18 protein-coding genes are annotated in these 20,149 nt (G+C 73.3%); 10 read left to right on the forward strand and 8 right to left on the reverse strand.

Annotated features, from left to right (window positions below):
- Positions 1–303: 303 nt before the first annotated feature.
- Complete coding sequence (locus tag ACZ5CW_RS21410) at positions 304–1,941, reverse strand: acyl-CoA dehydrogenase family protein (protein WP_468603613.1); 1,638 nt, start codon at positions 1,939–1,941, stop codon at positions 304–306.
- A gap of 131 nt (positions 1,942–2,072) precedes the next feature.
- Here ACZ5CW_RS21410 and ACZ5CW_RS21415 point away from each other — a divergent pair, with 131 nt between their 5' ends.
- The gene (locus tag ACZ5CW_RS21415) at positions 2,073–3,257 is read left to right on the forward strand and encodes a YihY/virulence factor BrkB family protein (protein WP_468603615.1); all 1,185 of its coding nucleotides are present in this window, start codon (positions 2,073–2,075) and stop codon (positions 3,255–3,257) included.
- Positions 3,258–3,329: 72 nt separating this feature from the next.
- Here the strand turns inward: ACZ5CW_RS21415 and ACZ5CW_RS21420 are convergent, their stop codons facing one another.
- A complete protein-coding gene (locus ACZ5CW_RS21420; RefSeq protein ID WP_468603617.1) occupies positions 3,330–4,196 on the reverse strand; it encodes a Rossmann-fold NAD(P)-binding domain-containing protein in 867 nt (288 codons plus the stop codon).
- 127 nt (positions 4,197–4,323) lie between these two features.
- Here ACZ5CW_RS21420 and ACZ5CW_RS21425 point away from each other — a divergent pair, with 127 nt between their 5' ends.
- The 3 genes from ACZ5CW_RS21425 (at position 4,324) to ACZ5CW_RS21435 (ending at position 7,426) form a co-directional block, all read left to right on the forward strand.
- A complete protein-coding gene (locus ACZ5CW_RS21425) occupies positions 4,324–5,286 on the forward strand; it encodes an AraC family transcriptional regulator (RefSeq protein ID WP_468603796.1) in 963 nt (320 codons plus the stop codon).
- Between the two features lie 381 nt (positions 5,287–5,667).
- The gene (locus tag ACZ5CW_RS21430) at positions 5,668–6,540 is read left to right on the forward strand and encodes a VC0807 family protein (RefSeq protein ID WP_468603619.1); all 873 of its coding nucleotides are present in this window, start codon (positions 5,668–5,670) and stop codon (positions 6,538–6,540) included.
- Between the two features lie 196 nt (positions 6,541–6,736).
- Positions 6,737–7,426 (forward strand): helix-turn-helix domain-containing protein, encoded by a 690-nt coding sequence (locus ACZ5CW_RS21435; protein ID WP_468603621.1) that lies wholly within the window; start codon positions 6,737–6,739, stop codon positions 7,424–7,426.
- On the opposite strand, the gene ACZ5CW_RS21440 is transcribed toward ACZ5CW_RS21435, so the two are convergent.
- Complete coding sequence (locus ACZ5CW_RS21440; protein ID WP_468603623.1) at positions 7,406–7,810, reverse strand: VOC family protein; 405 nt, start codon at positions 7,808–7,810, stop codon at positions 7,406–7,408. The two genes, ACZ5CW_RS21435 and ACZ5CW_RS21440, sit on opposite strands and share 21 nt — an antisense overlap.
- A 134-nt stretch (positions 7,811–7,944) precedes the next feature.
- Positions 7,945–8,577, reverse strand: a complete 633-nt coding sequence (locus ACZ5CW_RS21445; RefSeq protein ID WP_468603625.1) for a VOC family protein — start codon at positions 8,575–8,577, stop codon at positions 7,945–7,947.
- A gap of 121 nt (positions 8,578–8,698) precedes the next feature.
- Between ACZ5CW_RS21445 and ACZ5CW_RS21450 the strand changes: the two genes are divergently transcribed.
- The 3 genes from ACZ5CW_RS21450 to ACZ5CW_RS21460 all read left to right on the forward strand — a co-directional run bounded on the left by ACZ5CW_RS21450 (position 8,699) and on the right by ACZ5CW_RS21460 (position 10,653).
- Entirely contained in the window at positions 8,699–9,355 is a 657-nt protein-coding gene (locus tag ACZ5CW_RS21450; RefSeq protein WP_468603627.1) for a ThuA domain-containing protein, read from the forward strand.
- Between the two features lie 159 nt (positions 9,356–9,514).
- Positions 9,515–10,378 (forward strand): isocitrate lyase/PEP mutase family protein, encoded by an 864-nt coding sequence (locus tag ACZ5CW_RS21455; protein WP_468603629.1) that lies wholly within the window; start codon positions 9,515–9,517, stop codon positions 10,376–10,378.
- A complete protein-coding gene (locus ACZ5CW_RS21460) occupies positions 10,375–10,653 on the forward strand; it encodes a hypothetical protein (RefSeq protein ID WP_468603631.1) in 279 nt (92 codons plus the stop codon). Before ACZ5CW_RS21455 ends, ACZ5CW_RS21460 begins: the two co-directional genes overlap by 4 nt.
- A 107-nt stretch (positions 10,654–10,760) precedes the next feature.
- On the opposite strand, the gene ACZ5CW_RS21465 is transcribed toward ACZ5CW_RS21460, so the two are convergent.
- Positions 10,761–10,964 (reverse strand): hypothetical protein, encoded by a 204-nt coding sequence (locus tag ACZ5CW_RS21465; RefSeq protein WP_468603633.1) that lies wholly within the window; start codon positions 10,962–10,964, stop codon positions 10,761–10,763.
- A gap of 62 nt (positions 10,965–11,026) precedes the next feature.
- The gene (locus tag ACZ5CW_RS21470; protein ID WP_468603635.1) at positions 11,027–12,085 is read right to left on the reverse strand and encodes a LacI family DNA-binding transcriptional regulator; all 1,059 of its coding nucleotides are present in this window, start codon (positions 12,083–12,085) and stop codon (positions 11,027–11,029) included.
- A gap of 291 nt (positions 12,086–12,376) precedes the next feature.
- On the opposite strand from ACZ5CW_RS21470, the gene ACZ5CW_RS21475 reads away from it, so the two are divergent.
- Positions 12,377–13,945: a carboxylesterase/lipase family protein gene (locus tag ACZ5CW_RS21475; protein ID WP_468603798.1), complete on the forward strand. Its 1,569-nt coding sequence runs from the start codon at positions 12,377–12,379 to the stop codon at positions 13,943–13,945.
- A gap of 768 nt (positions 13,946–14,713) precedes the next feature.
- Here the strand turns inward: ACZ5CW_RS21475 and mmuM are convergent.
- A complete protein-coding gene (gene mmuM, locus ACZ5CW_RS21480) occupies positions 14,714–15,637 on the reverse strand; it encodes a homocysteine S-methyltransferase (RefSeq protein WP_468603637.1) in 924 nt (307 codons plus the stop codon).
- A gap of 249 nt (positions 15,638–15,886) precedes the next feature.
- On the opposite strand from mmuM, the gene ACZ5CW_RS21485 reads away from it, so the two are divergent.
- Complete coding sequence (locus ACZ5CW_RS21485; RefSeq protein WP_468603639.1) at positions 15,887–16,969, forward strand: glycoside hydrolase family 43 protein; 1,083 nt, start codon at positions 15,887–15,889, stop codon at positions 16,967–16,969.
- A gap of 1 nt (position 16,970) precedes the next feature.
- Entirely contained in the window at positions 16,971–18,383 is a 1,413-nt protein-coding gene (locus ACZ5CW_RS21490) for an RICIN domain-containing protein (RefSeq protein WP_468603641.1), read from the forward strand.
- Between the two features lie 15 nt (positions 18,384–18,398).
- Here the strand turns inward: ACZ5CW_RS21490 and ACZ5CW_RS21495 are convergent, their stop codons facing one another.
- A complete protein-coding gene (locus ACZ5CW_RS21495) occupies positions 18,399–20,078 on the reverse strand; it encodes a rhamnogalacturonan lyase B N-terminal domain-containing protein (RefSeq protein ID WP_468603643.1) in 1,680 nt (559 codons plus the stop codon).
- Positions 20,079–20,149 lie beyond the last annotated feature (71 nt).

Consider the following 20,149-nt stretch of genomic DNA (forward strand, 5'->3'; position numbering starts at 1 on the left):
ATACTGCCGTTCCGGGCAGGCCGGAGGCACACACTCCGCGCACGTGCCCCCGCAAGTTGCAACCCCTTGCAACCCTGGTGGACCGCCGTGGGGTGGCTGAGACTTGACCGTGACGCTTTGCGCGTCCGCGGGCCGCAACAGGCCCACGAGGCGGGGGTGGTGCCGTGTCGGCGCAGCACCACCCCCTCCGGACCGCGGCCGCCGCCTCGGGGGAACGGCACCGGGCGCGTGTGCGTCCGCCGGCCCGTCGTGGCTGGTCGCCCAGGTCCCCGCGCCCTCCGGGACGCGCGACGCGGCCCGTGTTCAGCGGCTCGGGCGAGCCCGCTCCACCACCGATGCCAGATCCAGGCCCGCCGGGAGCGTGCCGAAGGAGGCGCCGTGGTCGCCGCCCAGGCGGGAGGCGCAGAACGCGTCGGCGACCTCCGGCGGCGCGTGGCGCACCAGGAGTGAACCCTGGAGCGCCAGTGCGAGCCGCTCCACCAGGCGCCGGGCCCGGCCCTCGATGCCGTCCAGGTCGGCGAGTTCGGTGAACAGGTCCTTCACCGCCCGGTCCAGGCGGTGGTCGGCGCCGTGCGCCCGCCCGATCTCGGTGAGGCAGGCGTCCAGCGCCCCCGGCTCGCGCTGCAGCGCCCTGAGCACGTCCAGCGCCTGGACGTTCCCGGCGCCCTCCCAGACGGAGTTCAGCGGTGACTCGCGCACCAGCCGGGGCAGGCCCGACTCCTCGACGTACCCGTTGCCGCCCAGGCACTCGGCCGCCTCGACGGCCACCGGCGCACACCGCTTGGTGATCCAGTACTTCGCGGCCGGCACCGCGAGCCGCAGGAACGCGCGTTCCTGCTCGCCACCGTCGTCGTAGGCGGCGGCGAGCCGCAGCGCGAGCGCGGTCGCGGCCTCGGACTCCAGCGCGAGATCGGCGAGCACATTGCGCATCAGCGGCTTGTCGATCAGCTTGCCGCCGAACGCCTCGCGGTGGCTGCTGTGGTGGATCGCCTGCGTCACCGCCTGCCGCATCAGCCCCGCCGAGCCGAGCGCGCAGTCCAGCCGGGTCGCGGCGACCATCCCGATGATGGTCCGCACCCCCCGGCCCTCCTCGCCGACCCGACGCGACCAGGTGCCGTCGAACTCGACCTCGGCGGAGGCGTTGGACCGATTGCCCAGCTTGTCCTTCAGCCGCTGGATGCGGAAGACGTTGCGGGTGCCGTCCGCCAGCACCCGCGGCACCAGGAAGCAGGTGAGCCCGCCCGGAGCCTGCGCGAGCACCAGGAAGGCGTCCGACATCGGCGCCGAGCAGAACCACTTGTGCCCGGTCAGCACGTACGTGCCCGCCTCGGCGAGCGGCCGCGCCTCGGTGGTGTTCGCGCGTACGTCGCTGCCGCCCTGCTTCTCGGTCATGCCCATGCCGAAGATCGCCCCGGGCTTCTGCCCCGCGGGCCGCAGCTCCCGGTCGTAGACCGTGGACGTCAGCCGCGGCTCCCACTCGGCCGCCAGCCCGGGGTCGGCGCGCAGCGCGGGCACCGCCGCGTGGGTCATCGACAGCGGGCAGCAGTTGCCCGCCTCGACCTGGGTCCAGACCAGGAACCCGGCCGCCCGGCGCACATGCCCGGCCGGCCGGGTCCAGGCACCGGTCAGGCCCGCCGAGACGCCCTTGCCGAGCAGCCGGTGCCAGGCCGGGTGGAAGTCGACCTCGTCGATCCGGTGGCCGTACCGGTCGTGGGTGCGCAGCCGGGGCGGGTGCTCGTTCGCCTGCACCGCCCACTCCTGCAGCTGGGCGGAGCCGGCGGCCCGGCCGAGCGCGGACAGCTCGGCGTGAACCTCGTCCAGCACGTCCGGGTCGGTGTACCGCTCGACCGCCTCGACGAGGCTCCGGTCGGCCGTGAAGACGTCGTGTCCGACCAGCGGGGGCGGCTGGTTCGTCACGGTGTGGGTGGAGGTGCCTGCCATGACTGCGAACCTACCCGGGAAGGCGGCGGTGATGGCCTCCAGAGTGGCACAGCGCCGGATTCGCCGACGGGCCGGACCGGTGATCGCCCCGGAAGGTGAGGGCGGCCCGGCACGGCGGATACCGTTAGGACGTGCAGCCAGCAAGTGAACCCCCCGAGCGGCCCGCCGGCCGGCTCCACCGGGCCAGAGCCCTCTACCGAAACGTCTCCAAGCGCAGGACCGCCTGGCTGTTGCTCAAGGACACCGTCAACTCCTGCATGGAGTACCGCATCCTGGGCCTGGCGGCCGAGGCGGCGTTCTTCACGCTGCTGTCGGTGCCGCCGCTGCTGCTGAGCCTCATCGGCCTGCTCGGCTACGTCGACGACTGGACCGGCGCCGACACCATCCACAGCCTGGAGAACAACCTCCTCGAGGCCTCCCGCACGGTGCTGTCCGACAAGGGCGTGAAGGAGATCGCCCAGCCGATCCTGCACGACGTGCTCAAGGGCGGCCGGCCGGACATCATCTCCATAGGCTTCCTGTTCGCCCTGTGGTCGGGCTCGCGCGCGGTGAACGTCTTCATCGACACCATCACGGTCATGTACGGCCTCGACGGTGTCAGGGGCATCGTCAAGACCCGCATCATGGCCTTCCTGCTGTTCATCGTGGCGCTGCTGATCGGCTCGGTCGCGCTGCCGCTGATGGTGGCGGGGCCGGACGCGGTGGTGCGGATCGTGCCCTGGTCGGCGACGGTCGTCCAGGTCCTGTACTGGCCGGTCGTGATCGTTCTGTCCATCGCCTTCCTGACGACCCTGTACCACGTGTCGGTGCCGGTCCGCTCCCCGTGGATCGAGGACGTCCCCGGCGCCCTGGTGGCCCTCGCCATGTGGGTGCTCGGCAGCTTCCTGCTGCGCATCTACCTCACCCACACCATCGAGGGCGCCACCATCTACGGCTCCCTCGCCGCCGCCGTCGCCGTGCTGCTGTGGATCGGTGTGTCCGCCTTCGCCGTGCTGGTCGGCGCGGCGGTGAACGCGGCGATCGACCGGGTCTGGCCCGCCGCCGCCACGGCCGCCGCCCGCGAGGCGAACGAGCGCGTCCGCGAGGCGCAGGTGGCCGAGTACGTCGCCCGTGCCGCGGCCGCCCGCGAGTCCGACCCCGACGACCCCGACATGCCCTCCGAGTTCCCCGAGCGCTGGTCCCGCTTCCTGCCCCCGGAGGACGTGACGGCCCGCCTGCGCACCCACGCGAGAAACCCGCACCACGCCCACAGGTCCACCGGCCCCGGCCCCGGTTCCGGCTCCGCCCCCGGCGACCCGACACACCCGGAGAAGTGAGCGGGTACGGGGTGGGGCGGCCGGGTGCGGGCCTCACGTCGGCTTTTCGGTGGTGAGGCGGGGCCGGGAGCGTCAGCTCTTCCACGTCCCGGCCGTCGCGGCCTCCCGGGCGAAGTCCCCGAAGTCGCGCGGCGCACGGCCGAGCACCTGCCGCACGCCGTCCGAGAGGTGGGCGTTGCGCCCGTCGAGCAGGGACGCGAACAGCTCGACCAGGTACTCCACCTCCTCGGGGGGCACCCCGAACCCGGCCAGCCGCTCCCCGTACTCCCGGGGCGCCACCGCCTGGTACGCCAGCTCGCGCCCCGTCGCCGCCGCGATCTCCGCGACGGCCTCCCCGAAACTCAGCAGCCGCGGCCCGGACACCTCCAGCGTCCGCCGCGCGTACCGGTCCCCGTACCGTTCGCCCGCGGTGAGCACGGCCGTCACCACGTCCGCGACGTCCCGCAGGTCGACGAACGGCTCCCGCACCGCGCCGCCCGGGAAGACCAGTTCCCCGCTCTCCCGCAACTCCTCGACCAGCGGACCCTCACTGAAGTTCTGCGCGAACCAGGCGGCCCGTACGACCGTCCAGTCCGCCCGCGACTCCGCGAGCGCCTCCTCCGTCGGCCGGGCCTGCTCCTCGCCCCGGGCCGACAGCAGCACCAGCCGCCGCACCCCGAGCGCCACCGCCTCCCGGGCGAGCAGCCCGACCGCCTCCGGCGCGTCCGGCGCGCCCACGTCCGAGGGGTATACCAGGTAGGCCGCGTCGGCGCCGCGCAGCACCTCTTCCCAGGTCGACCTGTCCCGCCAGTCGAAGCCACGCGCGCGCGTGGCGGCACGCACCGTCAGTCCGGCCGCCCGCGCGGCCGCCGCGACCCTGCTCCCCGAACGACCGGAGGCGCCGGTCACCACCACCGTCGACACCCCTGTGCCCTGCGTGTTCTGTGCGTTCTGCGTCATGTCCGTCAGTCAACTGCCGCGCGGAGCACGGGAACATCGCCGAGCGGCTCATCTCCATAAGCGTGCGTCCACGCCGCCCCGGAGAGGCGTCTACGCTGCCCCCATGGACGCCCCCGCACGCTCGCACATGCTCACGCGGGGGGACCCCCTTGCAGGCCTGCTGGACGGTCCCCGCGCGCGTGGCGCCTTCATGATCCGGGCGTGTTTCGACCCGCCGTGGGCCGTGCGCGTGCGGGACGAGGCTCCGCTGACGGTGATGGTCATGGCACGCGGCAGCTGCTGGATCACCCCGGACGCCGACGACGAGCCGGTGCGGCTGGGGCCGGGCGACCTGGCGATCGCGCGCGGCCCCGAGCCGTACACCTGCGCCGACGCCCTGGACACCGCCCCGCAGGCGCTGATCCTGCCCGGCGGCGAGTGCCGCTACCCCGACGGCAGCTCCCTGAACGGCTCCATGGACCTCGGGGTGCGCACCTGGGGCGACCGGCCCGACGCGGGCACGGTGATGCTGATCGGCACCTATCTGATGGGCGGGGAGATCAGCGGCCGCCTGCTCGACGCCCTGCCGCCGCTGCTGACCCTGCCCGCCGAGGTGTGGTCCTGCCCGCTCACCCCGCTGCTGACGCAGGAGATCGTCCGCGACGAGCCGGGCCAGGAAGTGGTCCTGGACCGCCTCCTGGACCTTCTCCTGATCAGTGCCCTGCGGGCATGGTTCTCCCGCCCGGAGGCGGCGGCGCCCGCGTGGTACCGGGCCCTGGCCGACCCGGTGGTGGGCCGCGCGCTGCGCCTGCTGCAGAACGACCCGGCGCATCCGTGGACGGTCGCCGCGCTCGCCGCCACGGCCGGTGTGTCCCGCGCGGCCCTCGCCCGCCGGTTCACCGACCTCGTGGGCGAGCCCCCGATGACGTATCTGACCGCCTGGCGGCTCGCCCTCGCCGCCGATCGCCTGCGCGACACCGACCTCACCCTCGAGGCCCTCGCCCGCCAGGTCGGCTACGGCAGCGCGTTCGCCCTCTCGACGGCCTTCAAGCGCGTTTACGGCGTGAGCCCACAGGAACACCGGGCGGGCAGCGGCGGGCGCCGGACCTGACGGCACCGAGTAAGGCCCCCGTGCGTCGCGCCGACGGCACCGAGCGAGGCGCCCCCTCGTCGCGCCGACGGCACCTCGGGCGGCGGCTCCTCGGGCGACGGCTCCTCACGGGGCGCCGAAGGGACAGGGCTCGGGTGGCGGGCCTTCCTGTGGCCTGGCCGGTCTCCACCTTGGGGTGCAGTTCAGCGGTGGAGAACCAGGCGTGGTGATGACACCCGGTTTCCACCCTCCTCTCCACCCGTGCTCCGATCCGCCGGATCTCGCCCCGCGTCTACCTTTTTTCCGCAGGCCGGCGCCGTCCGGCCGCGGCAGGACAGCCGGGCGCAGCCGTGCGACGCGCCGCCCGGTTCGGCTCTGGCACCGAGCGAGGAGGCGGAGGACATGGCGGGCATCACGGACGCGGCGAGCAGGACGGACGCGGCGGGCCACGGGCGGCGGCCGGGACCGGCCGCGCGGGCGGGCGGCTCGAGCGGTGAGGCCGGTACGACCGCCAGGGGCGGTGCGGGCGGCGCGGCCACTACGAGCGGCGCGGACAACGCGGGCGGCACGGGTGTCACGGGCGGCACGGTGTACGCCCTGCTCCCGCTCGCCGTCGACATCCTCCTGCCCCTCGTCGTCTACTACGCGGCCCGGGCACTCGGTGCCGGCCAGGGACCGGCGCTGCTGCTGAGCGGCGCGCCACCGGCCCTGCGGCTGCTGACCGGTGCGGTGCGGCATCGCAGGATCGACGGCGTGGACCAGTTCTTCACGGTCCTGCTGGCCGCCGCCGCGCTGGCGTCCCTGCTCAGCGGCGGCCCACGCCTGCTGCTGTTCAAGGACGTGGCCCTGGCCCTCGTGGTCGGCGGCTGGGTGCTCGGCACCGGCTTCACCCGCAGACCGCTGGCCTTCCAGCTGGGACAGCGACTGCACCGCGGGCAGGCTGCGCAGGCACGCGCCAGGATCTGGCAGGACCACCCCGAGTTCCGCCGGGGGCTGCGTCTCCTCACCGTGGTCTGGGGCACCGGGCAACTGCTCGACGGCGGTCTGGGTGCGCTCGCCGCCGCCACGCTGCCCACCGACACGGTGCTTCTGCTAGGCCGCGTCCAGTCCCTCCTCCTGCTCGCCCTGGCCGCCGCGGTCAGCGCCGCCTACGCCCGCCGCTTCCGCACCCGCCACGGTCTGCCCCTGTTCGGGGCGCCCGCACCAGCGGCCGGAAGGAGCGGCGGACCCGCCCGCGCTCCCCACGGGCCGGAAAGGGACCACTCCCGTGCCTGACCTCCATGAGCCACGCGACCCACATGACCGACCCACCCCGACCGGGATCGCGGTCCCTGTCCCGCCCGGGACCCGGCAGGGCCGAGCGCCGGGGACGGCGCGGGTGCCCGCGAGGGCGCACCGGCACCGGCGGGGAGGTGGTTCCGCAGACGGGCTGGACATGGGGCGGCACCGCGTACGACGTAGGCTGGCAGCTGTGTACGCGGAGCGGGCGTCGCGGCTGACCGGCGCGGTCGTGTGGACGAACACGCCGACCGGGGCCGGGGCGGAGCCCGTGCTGCCCGACGGCTGCATGGACCTGCTGTGGAGCGAGGGTCGGCTGCTGGTCGCCGGCCCGGACACCCGCCCCTACGTCCCCGAGGGCCCGGCCCGGTCCTGGGCAGGCATTCGTTTCTTCCCCGGTACGGCGCCCGCCCTGCTCGGTGTGCCGGCGCACGAACTGCGCGACCGCCGGGTGGAGTTGGCGGACCTGTGGCCCGCCGCCCGGGTCCGGCGCCTGCGCGACCACGTCGAGGCCGCGCCCGATCCGGCCACGGCTCTTGAGGACATCGCCCTGGACCGGGCCGCATGGGCGGCAGCCCCCGATCCGCTCCTGCACCGGCTGGTGGAGTGCCTGGACGAGGGCCGCCCGGTGTCCGTGACGGCCGCCGAACTCGGCATCACCGCACGCCAGTTGCACCGCCGCAGCCTCGGCGCCTTCGGCTACGGGCCCAAGACGCTCGCTCGCATTTTGCGCCTGCGCCGGGCTCTGGCGCTGGCCCGCTCCGGGGTGCCGTACGCCGAGACGGCGGTCCGTGCCGGGTATGCGGACCAGCCGCACTTCGCGCGTGAGGTACGGGAGTGGGCGGGCCGTCCGCTGGGGGAGCTACTCGGCGGGGGCGGATAGCGGGGAGAACAGGTCGACGCCGTTGCCGTCGGGGTCGTGCACGGTGGCGTACCGCTGCCCCCAGAAGGCGTCCCACGGCTTCAGCTCCCCGTGGTGTCCGGCGCCCACCAGGTCCTCGTAGAGGGCGTCGACATCGGCGGGCGAGTCGCACCGGAAGGCGAGCGAGACCCGGCCTGTACCGGCGGGCGGCCGCCACCCCGAGTGGAAGGAGCGGATGGTCTCCTCGGTGTCCAGCGCGAGGATCAGCCCGCCGGGCAACTCGGCCTCGACGTGCGGTAGTTCCTCGGCCCCGGCGGGGAAGGCCAGGCCGAGGCGACGGTAGAAGGCGAGCGAGGCGGCGAGATTCGAGGCCACCACGCCGATCACGGTGAATCGTGCGGTCATGCGGTCACCGTAGGCAGGTGCCGGTCGGCCGGTCTTGAAGGAATCGGACACTACGGGCGCGCACCGGCCCGGTTCCGGGCGGAGTGAGCGACGGGCACAGAACGCCCTGTTCCGGGGCCCGGTCCTTCCCGGACTCAGCGGAAGGTGACCGGCCCGTTCGGGGTGTCCACGGTGAAGGAGAGTGCGGCCGGTCCTGCCGTGAGCGACAGCCCCGTACCCAGGGCGGCCAGCGGCGCGCGGACCTCCTCCGGCTCCGGCAGCGTGGCCGTCACCTCCAGCAGCGGGGTGACGGGCAGGCCCGAGCCGGCCGGGTGCGGGGACTCGCCCCAGTCGATCAGGAACGGGACGAGTCCGGAGGGGTGCGCGCCGCCGCCGTCGGTCAGTCGCCACCGCAGCACGGTGCCGTCCGGGGTGCGGCGGCTCATCGGCTGCGCGGGACCCGGATCGTAGCCCCGCGCGCGGGCCGTGGTGATCGCTCCGTCCAGGTCGGGTGGGCTGATCGCCCAGGTCAGGGTGCGCGGACCGGTCAGCCGGTCGACGCCGAAGGGCCGCGGCCCGGCGGGTCCGGCCTGCTCCGGGTCGGGGCCGAGGATCTCCAGATAGCTCCGGCCGCCCAGCCCCACCAGGTGGTTGCGCGTGCCGAACCCGAGGTGCACTCCGCCGGGGGCGGGCGTCACCCCGGTCCGCCGCTCGAACTCGGCGACGGTCGCGGCCAGGTCGGGCGTGGCGAGGACGAGATGGTCCAGGAGCGGCGGGATGGCGTTCATCGCGGGGGAGGCTACGGTCATCCGCCGTACGCGGCAAGCGGGTTCGGCACGGTCCTCACCCTCCGCGCCGGGCCGCTTCGGCACGTCCCGGGGCGGGCGCCCGCCCGGCTAGGGTCGCCGCATGGCCGCGCGACTGCTCGTCTACACCCGCACCACGGACTACCGTCACGCATCCATCCCGGTCGCCGTCGCCGCCGTCCGCGCGCTCGGCCGGTTCGCCGTCGAGCACACCGAGGATCCCAGGGACCTCGAACGGCCGCTGGGCGGCTACGCGGCCGTCGTCTTCCTCTCCACCAGCGGGGACGTGCTGACCCGGGCCGGACGCGGGCGGCTCGCCGAGTACGTCGAAGCGGGCGGCGGCTTCGCCGGGGTGCACGCGGCCGCCTGCACCGAGTACGGCTGGCCGTACTACGGCGAACTCCTCGGCGCCCGTTTCGTACGGCATCCTCCGTTCCAGCCGGGCCGGGCCGTCGTCGAGGACCCCGGCCATCCCGCGACGCGGCGTCTGCCGGCGGTCTGGGACGTCACAGACGAGTGGTACGACTTCGACGCCAGTCCCCGGGGCCGGGCCCGGGTGCTGCTGCGCGCCGACGAGGCGTCGTACGAGGGCGGCGGGATGGGTGCCGATCATCCGCTGGCCTGGTGCCGCGAGCAGGGTGCCGAAGGCGGACGCATGTTCTACACGGCCCTCGGACACGCCGCCGACGCCTACCGGGACGCGGCCTTCCTGGCCCACCTCGACGGCGGTCTCGCCTGGGCGGCGCGGCTCGACGCGTGACGTTTCTGCGGTGAACCGGTTCCGCCATTGGGGTGAGTAAAGGCTGCCTTCACGAAAGGTCACGTGATCATCTAGGGATGCTCTTGTCTTGGTAAAGGGCGTCGAGACGCGGCGGCCTATCCCGCCCCCGCGTCACCCACCCACAAAAGGAGCCGGACCTTGACCTACGGTAAGAAGCTGCGCGAACGCATCGCCGGGCCCGGGACCACACCGCTGATCGGCGTGTACGACATGTACTCGGCATCGATCGCGGCCAAGCACTACGACGGGATGTTCGTCTCGGGCTTCGGGTTCGCGGCCTCGTACTACGGGCTGCCGGACATCGGATTCATCGCCTGGCCCGACATGGTGGCCTTCGTCCAGCGGCTGCGTGGCGCGTTCCCGCACCACCATCTGCTGGTCGACATCGACGACGGCTACGTCGATCCCGAGGTCGCCTGTCACGTCGTCGAGGGACTCGAACGCATCGGTGCCTCCGGTGTGATCCTGGAGGACCAGAAGCGGCCCCGCCGCTGCGGACACGCCGACGGCAAGCAGGTCCTGCCGCTGGAGGAGTACCTGGAGAAGCTGCACAAGGTCCTTCAGACCCGCAAGGACCTGGTCGTCGTCGCCCGCACGGACGCCACCGACGAGCACGACATCCTGCACCGCGCCGAGCAGTTGGCCGCCACCGACGCCGACGTGGTCCTGGTCGACGGAGTGCGCAGTGTCGAGTGGATCCAGCGCATCCGCGAGGTCGTCGGCGGCAAGCCGCTGCTGTTCAACCAGATCGCCGGCGGCAAGTCGCCCCGCCTGTCCCTCGGTGAACTGTCCGACCTCGGCGTCGACGTGGCGATCTACAGCACCCCGTGCCTGTTCGCCGCGCACGAGGCGATGGACTCCGCGCTCTCCGGCCTGAAGGCCGCCGACGGACGGCTGCCGGAGGTGGACCCCGCGAGCGGGGTCGGCGTGCAGGCGTCCACCACCCTGCTGGAGCGCAACATCGCCCCGGAGCGGCTCAGCCCCGAGGGCGTGGGCGTGTGACGAGTGCCTGGCCCCGGCTCGGGACGGCGACGGCGGTCGCCGCCGCTCTGCTCGGCGTCGGCGCCGTACCCGCGGCCGCGTCCGGGAGCCTGCTGACCGTGATCGACAACTCGCGGACCGGCACCGACAACTCGGAGAACGACGCGATCGTCGAGATCGACCGCACCGGCAACCTCCAGACCGGCAGCGGCACCGCCGGCAGTGACCACGACGGCAGTGCCGTGGACGTGGTCGAGGCCCTCTTCGCAGCGGGCGGCGACGGCGACGAGGACTGACGGCGACGGCCGCGCGGAGCATCGCGCGACAGCCTCCCGACGCGGAGACAACCGCATACGACGACGGCCGGGCACCCCGTGCGGGAGGTGCCCGGCCGTTGGCGTGCTCAGTCCTCTTTGAGGTCGGGGCGGCCGTTCTCGTCGACCTCGACGTCCTCCTTCGGGTCGTGCTCGTCGCCGGGCGCGGCCACGGTGGCGGTGGGTTGTCCGGGGGCGAGGGTGTGACAGGCGGCGTGGGCCGTGCCGTAGGCGGTGACCAAAGCGACTGCGGCCCCGGCCAGGGCCGCCGCGGTACGCGTGGTGTGCTTCATGCCCGGACGAACGACCTCGGCGGGGGAGGGTCACCGCCATGCGCCCGAACGGGCGGGCGGCGTCACGCAGTTGGCCGGAGCGCGGGCGGTGCTGCGGTGCTCGCCCGGTGCACCAGCCGGGTCGACAGCTCCGTCCGCGTGCCCTCCGGGCGCTCCCCGTGCATCAGCCGCACCAGCGACCGCAGCGCCGTGGCCGCCATCTCCGCGAGCGGCTGGCGGACGGTGGTCAGCGCCGGGGCGACCCAGCGGGCCTCGGGCAGATCGTCGAAACTCACCACGCTGATGTCGTCCGGTACCTTCAACTTCCGTTCCGAAAGCGCCGCGTAGACCCCGAGCGCCATCCGGTCCGAGCACACGAACACCGCGGTCGGCGGCTCGGGCAGGTCCAGCAGCTCGTGCATGCGCAGCCGGGCGGTCGTCTCGTCGAAGCCCGCGTGCCGCACGTACTCGGCGCGGTGCCGCACCCTGGCCGAGGCGAGCGCCGAGCGGTAGCCGGCCACCCGGGCGCCGCCGGACATCGTGCGCCGGTGCCCGGCGATCACCGCGATCCGCTCATGGCCGAGCCCCAGCAGGTGCTCGGTCGCGCTCACCCCGCCCTGCCAGTCGGCGGCCCCGACCGACACCACTCCGGCGGGCGGCTCGTGCGCCGGGTTGATGAGCACGTACGGGATGCGCTGGTGGTTGAGCCAGGCGTACTGCGACGCCGACAGCTCCGCCAGATGGAACAGCACCCCCGAGGAGCCGCGTGCGGTGAACTTGTCCAGCCAGCCGTGCTCCGGCCGGCCGCCCCGGGTGCGGGTCGGCCCGGCCGAGACCACCACCTCCAGGCCCGCCTCGTACGCCGCCGCCTCCACGCCCTGCAGCACCGCGCCCGACCGGGAACTCTCCAGGGAGTGCACCACCAGGTCGACCAGGCCCGGTGTCCTCGCCGCGTCGAAACGGGGACGGCGGACGTAACCGAGCCGGTCCAGCGCCTCGGTGACGCGCCGGCGGGTCTCCGGCGCCACGTCCTCGCGGCCGTTGACCACCTTCGACGCGGTGGGCACCGACACCCCCGCCTCCCGGGCCACCACGGCCAGCGTCGGCCCGGCCGCCACGCTCGCACCCCCCGCACGGACCATGGGGAACCACCTCTCCGGCCCGCCCCCGGGCCATCGAAAGTTGCGACCGACGCTGCTTCCGCGGTCTGTGCGCCGATCATGCAGAAAGCGCTTCCTACGATAGGTGCGCGACAACGCGGCGTGAAGACGGGGAAATCACCGGATGCCGGCAGGCACGGCTTTCGAAACTCCCCACCGGGACGGCGTTCCTGCGCCGAACGGCCTGTCGCCGAGTCCGTGCACGGGAATACATCCGGGTGATGTGGTGCTCTGGGATGAGCGGTGCACGAGCGCGGCGAAGGGCTGGTGGTGATGACGGCAGACCCGACGGGCCCCGTGGTCGGAACGCCCCACGGGGCCGTACGCGGCCGGTACGAGCAGGGCATCGCGGTGTTCCGGGGCATCCCCTACGCCGCCCCGCCCTTCGGCCCCCGGCGATTCCGGCCGCCCGAGCCGCCCGAGCCCTGGAACGGGGTGCGCGACGCGGTCGCCTTCGGGCCGACCGCTCCGAAACCGCCGTACTCCGAGGCGTTCGCCCACTACCTGTCGGACCCGGAGATCCCCGGCGACGACTGCCTCAACCTCAACGTCTGGACCCCCGAGCCGGGCCCCGCCGCCCGGCTCCCCGTCCTGGTCTTTCTGCACGGCGGCGCGCTGACCAGGGGTTCCTCCGCCGTGCCGGTGTACGACGGCAGAACCTTCGCCCGGGACGGTGTCGTCTGCGTCTCGGTCAACTACCGGCTGGGAGTGGAGGGCTACGGACTGTTCCCCGACGCGCCCCCCAACCCCGGCCTGCGTGATCAGCTCGCCGCACTGCGCTGGGTGCACGAGACCATTCGCGCCTTCGGCGGCGACCCGGACCGGATCACCCTGTGCGGCCAGTCGGCCGGCGCGATCAGCGCCGGCACCCTGCTCGCCGCACCCCAGACGCAGGGCCTGATCCGGCGGGCGGTCCTGCAGAGCGGCCCACCGGAAGCCGTGGACCGCGACAAGGTGCGCCGCGTGGTCCGCCGCATGGCCACCCGCCTGAAGATCCCCGCCACCGCCGAGGCCTTCGCCGCCGTCGACCGCGACCTGCTGCTGCGCACCCAGGCCGAGGTCGGCCGGCTCGGCAGCCCCGTGCTGGGCGGTCCGGCCTTCGGCATCGTCGTCGACGGCGACCTCGTACCCCGCGACCCGCTCGAGGCGCTGCTCGACGGCGCCGCCGCACCGGGCGTCGACCTGCTCATGGGCTGGACCCGGGACGAATACCGGTTGTGGCTGGTGCCCGGCGGGCTGCTCGAGCGCGTCGACCGGCTCGGTCCCGTCGCCCTGGCCGGGGCCATGGCCCGCTGCCACGTCGGTCACGAGGTACCCCGCGGCTACCGTGCCCTCCACCCCGACGCCGGCGCCGCCGAGACCGTCGGGCAGATGGTCACCGACCACCTGCTGCGCATCCCGCTGCACCGCCTCGCCGACGCCCGCCCCGGCACCTCCTACCTCTACGAGTTCGCCTGGCCCTCCAACCTCCCCGCCCTCGGCGCCTGTCACGCCCTGGAACTGGGGTTCGTCTTCGACACCGGTGACGTGCCCGAGTCGAAGAAGCTGGCGGGCGAGGGCGGCCCGCAGCAGCTGTGCGACGCGATGCACACGGCCTGGGTGCGGTTCGCGACGACCGGGAACCCCGGCTGGCAGGCCTGGGACGCCTCCCATCCCGTGCGGATCTTCGGTGACGGCGTGCCGGAGGTCGCCCATGGCCCACGCGATGCCGAGGTGGCCCTCTGGTCGGCTCCCGCCGTGATACCGGAACCGGCGACCGCCGCCGAGATCCGCGCCCCGGGCGCCGAACTGGCGGCGGCGGTACGGCGCCTGCGGCGGTCGGTCGGAGCCCGGCGCCGCTGACGCCCGCGGCCGCCCACCACCCGTCCGCGATCGCCGGTCAGGTGGATGCCGTCGGCCCGGGACGGCACACAGGTGCCCGGGCCGGGCGGCCTCGCGGGCGGCCCCGCGCGCCAGGTGCGCGTACGACGGGCCCGTGATGTCCGCGAGGACGAACGCCCTCGTCGGCGTGCCGGCTCCGGCGATCTCCTTTGCCCGTGCGTGGGCCACGCGGGTCCATCTCCCACACCGCCCGCGGAGCCCGGGTAGGGGTCGCGGCGCTCACCGGGCCCCACCCGGCACCCGGGCTACGGTCCGCGCGGACGCCCCGGCCCGCGCGCCGACGTCCCGGACGGTGCCGCGCCCGGCGTCCCCGCTCCTCCCGGTCACGCGTCCGGCTCCTTCCCGCTCACGGGAACGGCGGCGACATGACGGCAACCGGTTCCCCGCCGGAAGGCCGGATTCCCGTCGGAAGGCCGGATTCCCGTCGGAAGGCCGGCGCCCGGAACGGGTAGGGGACCGGTGCCCGGGTTCCGGCTGCATTTGACGGCCGCGCCCCACGGCCGCGCCCCACGGCCGCGCCCCACGGCCGGCGGTACCGGCGGGCGGGCGGGTCACCGGATGGAGGTCACGATCCGCTCGCACGCCGACCGGCGCTTCCCCGGGCCACCTCGGCGCGTCGGTGTCCCCCAGGTGGGGGGCTGCATGAAGGAGCCGGGTCGGGGCTCAACTCGCCTTCCTCGCCGCCGACTTGGCGAGCGTACAAGGCGATGAGGGCGTCGGGCGGCGGGCTCAGTCCGCCAGGGCCCGCGCGATCGCCCCGATCGCCTCCGGCCCCACCCGGCAGCACCCGCCTATCAGCCGTGCTCCGGCGTCCCGCCACGCCCGCACCCGATCGGCGTCGAACGTGGTGCGGCCCTTCCAGGCCCGGGCCTCGGCGTCCCAGGCCTCACCGCTGTTGGGGTAGACGACCACCGGCTTTCCGGTGACCCGGGCCGCGGTCTCGACGGCGTGCTCCACGTCCTCGGGGGCGCAGCAGTTCACGCCCACCGCGATGATCTCGTCGGCTTCGGCGGCGAGCGCGAAGGCCTCCTCCAGTGGCTGCCCGGCGCGCGTACGCCGCCCGTCGATCGTGTACGAGAGCCAGGCCGGTACCGCCAGCCCCCGCACGGCCCGCACCAGCGCGGCCGCCTCATCGGCGTCCGGCACGGTCTCCAGGGCCAGCGCATCGGGGCCGGCGGCGGCCAGCACCTCCAGCCGCGGCCGGTGGAACCGCTCCAGCTCCCCGACGCTCAGCCCGTACCGCCCCCGGTACTCGGACCCGTCCGCGAGCATCGCCCCGTACGGGCCGACCGAGGCCGCCACCCACAGCGGCCGCGTCGCTCCGGCGTCCCGCGCCCGCCGGGCCGCCGCACGGGCCCGTTCCACGCTCGACGCCAGCAGCCGGGCGGCGTCCTCGCGGCCGATCCCGCGCCTGCCGAAGCCCTCGAAGGTGGCCTGGTAGCTGGCGGTGATCGCCACGTCCGCGCCCGCGGTGAAGTAGGCGAGGTGCGCCTCGGTGACGGCCTCGGGCCGTTCGGCGAGCAACCGCGCCGACCACAGCTCGTCGCTCAGGTCGTGCCCGGCCGACTCGAGCTGGTTGGACATGCCGCCGTCGAGCACGACCGTGGTGGCGGCGAGGGCTTCGGCGAGGCCGGGGGAGGTGGTGCTGGTCATGTCACGACGCTAGTCGAACGCGCGGACGACGGGCAGTCGCGTCCGCCTCATGGGCGCACGTCGCGTCCGGCCCATAGGCGCACGGTTCACCGACCGGGACGTCGCCGACCGGAGCAGAAAACGCTTACCGCGTGTCCCGTCGAATCCGTTGACCTCCGGAAGGGTCGCCCGTACCTTTTCGGCGTTCGGAATTGCAGATGACGTTCGGCCAGTCGAACGTTTCGCTCTCCCCACCGAGAGGCAGTCCGCATGAGCCGCGACCACGACCTCCCCCCGACTCCCACCCGCCGCCTGCTGCTGAAGGGCGCCGCGGCCGCCGGTGCCCTGGCGGCCGCCTCCGCGACCCCCGCCTTCGCCTCCCCCTCCGCGTCCCGCGAGGCGGCTCCCCTGGTGAACCCCCTCGTCGTCCAGCGTGCCGACCCCCACATCACCCGCCACACCGACGGCCACTACTACTTCACGGCCACCGTCCCCGAGTACGACCGCATCATCCTGCGCCGCTCCCGCACGCTGAACGGCCTGTCCACCGCCGCCGAGTCCGTGATCTGGCGGGCGCACGCCACCGGCCCGATGGGCGCCCACATATGGGCGCCGGAGCTGCACCGGGTCGGCGGCAAGTGGTACATCTACTTCGCCTCCGCGCCCGCCGAGGACGTGTGGGCGATCCGCATCTGGGTGCTGGAGAACGCAAGCCCCGACCCCTTCCGCGGGACCTGGGTGGAGAAGGGCCGGATCAAGACCGCCTGGGAGACCTTCTCCCTGGACGCCACCACCTTCAAGCACCGCGGGACCCGCTACCTCGTCTGGGCCCAGCACGAACCCGGCATGGACAACAACACCGCGCTGTGGATCTCCCGGATGGCCGACCCCTGGACGCTGACCGGGCCGCAAGTCCGGCTCTCCACACCGGAGTTCGACTGGGAGTGCGTCGGATACAAGGTCAACGAGGGCCCGTACGTCCTCCAGCGCAACGGTCGCGTCTTCCTCACCTACTCCGCCAGCGCGACGGACCACCACTACTGCGTCGGCCTGCTCACCGCCGGCGCCGGCAGCGACCTGATGGACGCGCGGAGCTGGTCCAAGTCACCGGTCCCGGTGTTCACCAGTGACGACACCACGAAACAGTACGGCCCGGGCCACAACTGCTTCACCGTCGCCGAGGACGGCCGCAGCGACGTCCTCGTCTACCACGCCCGCCAGTACAAGGAGATCACCGGCGACCCGCTGCACGACCCCAACCGGCACACCCGCATCCAGAAGCTCGGCTGGAAGGCCGACGGCACCCCGGACTTCGGCGTCCCCGTCGCCGACACCACGACGCAGGGAGGATGAGGTGAGACGCGCGTACGCCCTGCTCCTGGCGCTGTGCTGCGCCCTCGCCGCAGCCCTCGCGACGGCCGGACCCGCCCAGGCGGCACCGCAGACGATCACCAACGGCACGCAGTTCACGGACACGTCGGGCGACCCCGTGCACGCCCACGGCGGCGGGGTCGTCAAAGTCGGCGCCTACTACTACTGGTTCGGCGAGGACCGCGACGGCGACAACACCTTCCGGTACGTGGACGCCTACCGCTCCACCGACCTGAAGAACTGGGAGTTCCGCGCCCACGTCCTGTCCCGGTCCTCCGCCGCCGAGCTGTCCACCGCCTACATCGAGCGCCCGAAGGTCGTCTACAACGCGGCCACCGGCATGTTCGTGATGTGGATGCACAAGGAGAACGGCACCGACTACAGCGAGGCCCGCGCCGCCGTCGCCGTCTCCGACACCGTCGACGGCGCCTACAGCTACCGGGGCAGCTTCCGCCCCCTCGGGCAGTACATGTCCCGCGACCTGACCACCTACGTCGACTCCGACGGCACGGCGTACCTGGTCTCGGCCGCAAACGAGAACTACGACCTGCACATCTACCGGCTCACCGCCGACTACACCGGCATCGACCGCCTGGTCGCCAACCCCTGGCCCGGCGGACACCGCGAGGCACCGGCCCTGTTCAAGCGGGGCGGCGTCTACTTCATGCTGACGTCGGGCGCCACCGGCTGGAGCCCCAACCAGCAGCAGTACGCCACCGCCACCAGCCTGGCCGGCCCCTGGACGCCGATGGCGAACACCGGCGACTCGACGGGGTACGGCTCGCAGACCGCGTACGTCCTCCCCGTACAGAACGGTTCCGGCACCTCCTACCTCTACCTGGGCGACCGCTGGGGCAACTCCTTCGGCGGGACGGTCAACGACTCGCGGTACGTCTGGCTTCCGCTGACCTTCCCCGGCTCCACCTCGCTGTCCCTGTCCTGGTCCCCGGAGATCACCGTCGACACGGCCGCCGGCACGGTCACCGGCACCAGTGCCACCTACCACACCCTGATCGCCCGGCACTCCGGCAGGTGCGCCGACGTGACCAGCCGCTCCCAGTGGCCGGGTGCGCAGCTCAAGCAGTACGACTGCAACGGCGGCGACAACCAGAGGTTCTGGTTCAGGCCCCTCGCGAGCGGCTACTACCAGGTGATGGTGCGCCACAGCTCCCTGTGCGTGCAGGAGAACGCGACCACCGTCACGCAGGAGAACTGCGGCTCCTCCGCGACCGGCCAGCAGTGGTCGCTGACCACCACCGGCTCCTACGTCACCGTCAGGTCCCGCGCGACCGGCGAGTGCCTGGACGTGAACGGCGCGTCCACCGCCGACTCCGCCGCGATCATCACCTACACCTGCAACGGAGGGGCCAACCAGCAGTGGACGCGCGGGACATGACCTGACGGGCGGCCCCTAGGCCAGCAGATCGATCGCGTCGATCGCCGTCCCCGCACTGAGATAGGACGTCGTCCCCGAACCGCTCACCACGTCGATCCTCAGCACGTTGTACTGGCTGGTGTCCGTCTTCCAGGCGGCGGCCGGGACGTTGTACGTGAACGTGTGGTTGTTGCCCCGGTACGAGCCCACGGTCAGGGACCGGGTGCTCGGCTGGCTGGGCGGGGAGGGGACGGCGGACGTCCAGGTGTCGTTGACGGCGATCTGCGGCCTGCCGTTGGCGTACGCCGTCGTCACCCCGATCCGCAGGGTGTGCGCGGTGGCGGCCTGGGCCGCGGTGAGCCTGAAGTACACCAGCAGACCGCTGTTGACGTCCTTCCAGATGTAGCAGGGGAAGGCGGAGGTCTCGCTGCCGCTGCCGATCACCACGTTGCCGGTCCAGGAGGCGGCCCGGACGTCGGACGGATGCGCGTACGTCATCAGGTCCGCGTTCTTGAAGCCGCTCGGGCTGCCGTTCCAGTCGCCGATCCGCCAGATGGCGGTCGCGTTGCCGGGGTCGTTCGACGACGGGATCGTGAGGGTGTTGAGGGTGGTCGTCCCGCCCACGGACACCGACACGGACGTGGTGTACACGGCCAGCTCGCCCTTGAAGACGGTCAGTGTGTACGCCCCCGGCAGCACGCCGCCGATCGAGAAGTGGCCGTCCGAGGAACGCGCCGAACCCCAGTACTGCGCGGCGGCGTTGGCCAGTCCGACCGTGTACGGGTGCGCCGTGTCGCGCCCGGAGATCCCGACCCCCGCCACCTTTCCGCGCCCGCTCGCCGGCACGTACCCGGGGATGCCGAGCGAGTCCGCCCAGGAGGTGGTGAGGGTGCCCGGGAACAGCGCCGAGGAGGGGGCCCCGCCGTCCGTGAACGCGATGACGTACGGGCCCTGGAGGCCGAAGCGCTGGGCCTCGGTCTGGTTCTCGCCGTAGTACAGGATCTCGTACAGGCCGCCGCCGTCCGCGCTCTGGTGGCGGAGCAGCGAGCGGTAGAAGGGGCCGCCGGAGGCCTTCTCGTGGTTGCTGCGCACGATCCACAGACCGACGCCGCCGGTGGACCAGCCGACGTAGTCGTAGTCCATGACCCGGAGCCTGGAATAGTGCTTCGAGCGGGTCTGGCCGTCGGACTTCCCGAAGACGTCCGAGGCCTCGACGGTCGTGGGCGCGTAGGTGTAGGAGTCGGGCGCGTCGTCGAGGAACTTCCCCGCTTTGACACGCAGGATGTAGCGGGTCGCCGAGACCGAGTCGTCCGCCTTCTCGGTCCACAGGTAGATGTTGTTCTCACCGCTGCGGGCCGCGTAGTGGTGCCGGAGCGTGCCGTACGCGACGGAGATCAGGATCGTCGAACCGGACTGCCTGATGCCGACCGTGGAGCTGCCGAGACCGGACTCGATGTGCGAGTTCTTGCCGCCGTAGCCCTGGTACTCGGTGCCCTTGTGGACCAGCGAGGTCAGATCGCCGTTGGCCTTGTCGACCTTGAAGACGAGGCCCGCGCCGGTGTCGACGACGTAGTGGGAGCCGTCGTCGCTCCAGCCGAAGCCCGCGGCGGACGCGGAGCCGGCGAGCGGACCGGAGAGGGCGGCAGCACCGGCGGCGGCAGCGGTGCCGAGCACGAAGGTACGGCGTCCGACCTCTCTGCCGGGGAATGCGGACATGCGGGTGCCTCCTGCGCAGTGGGGGGAGTGCGGGTGCTGGCAGGGTGGCAGTCGAACCGGATTCGCGAAAG

The sequence above is a fragment of the Streptomyces sp. NPDC031379 genome (assembly GCF_055569615.1).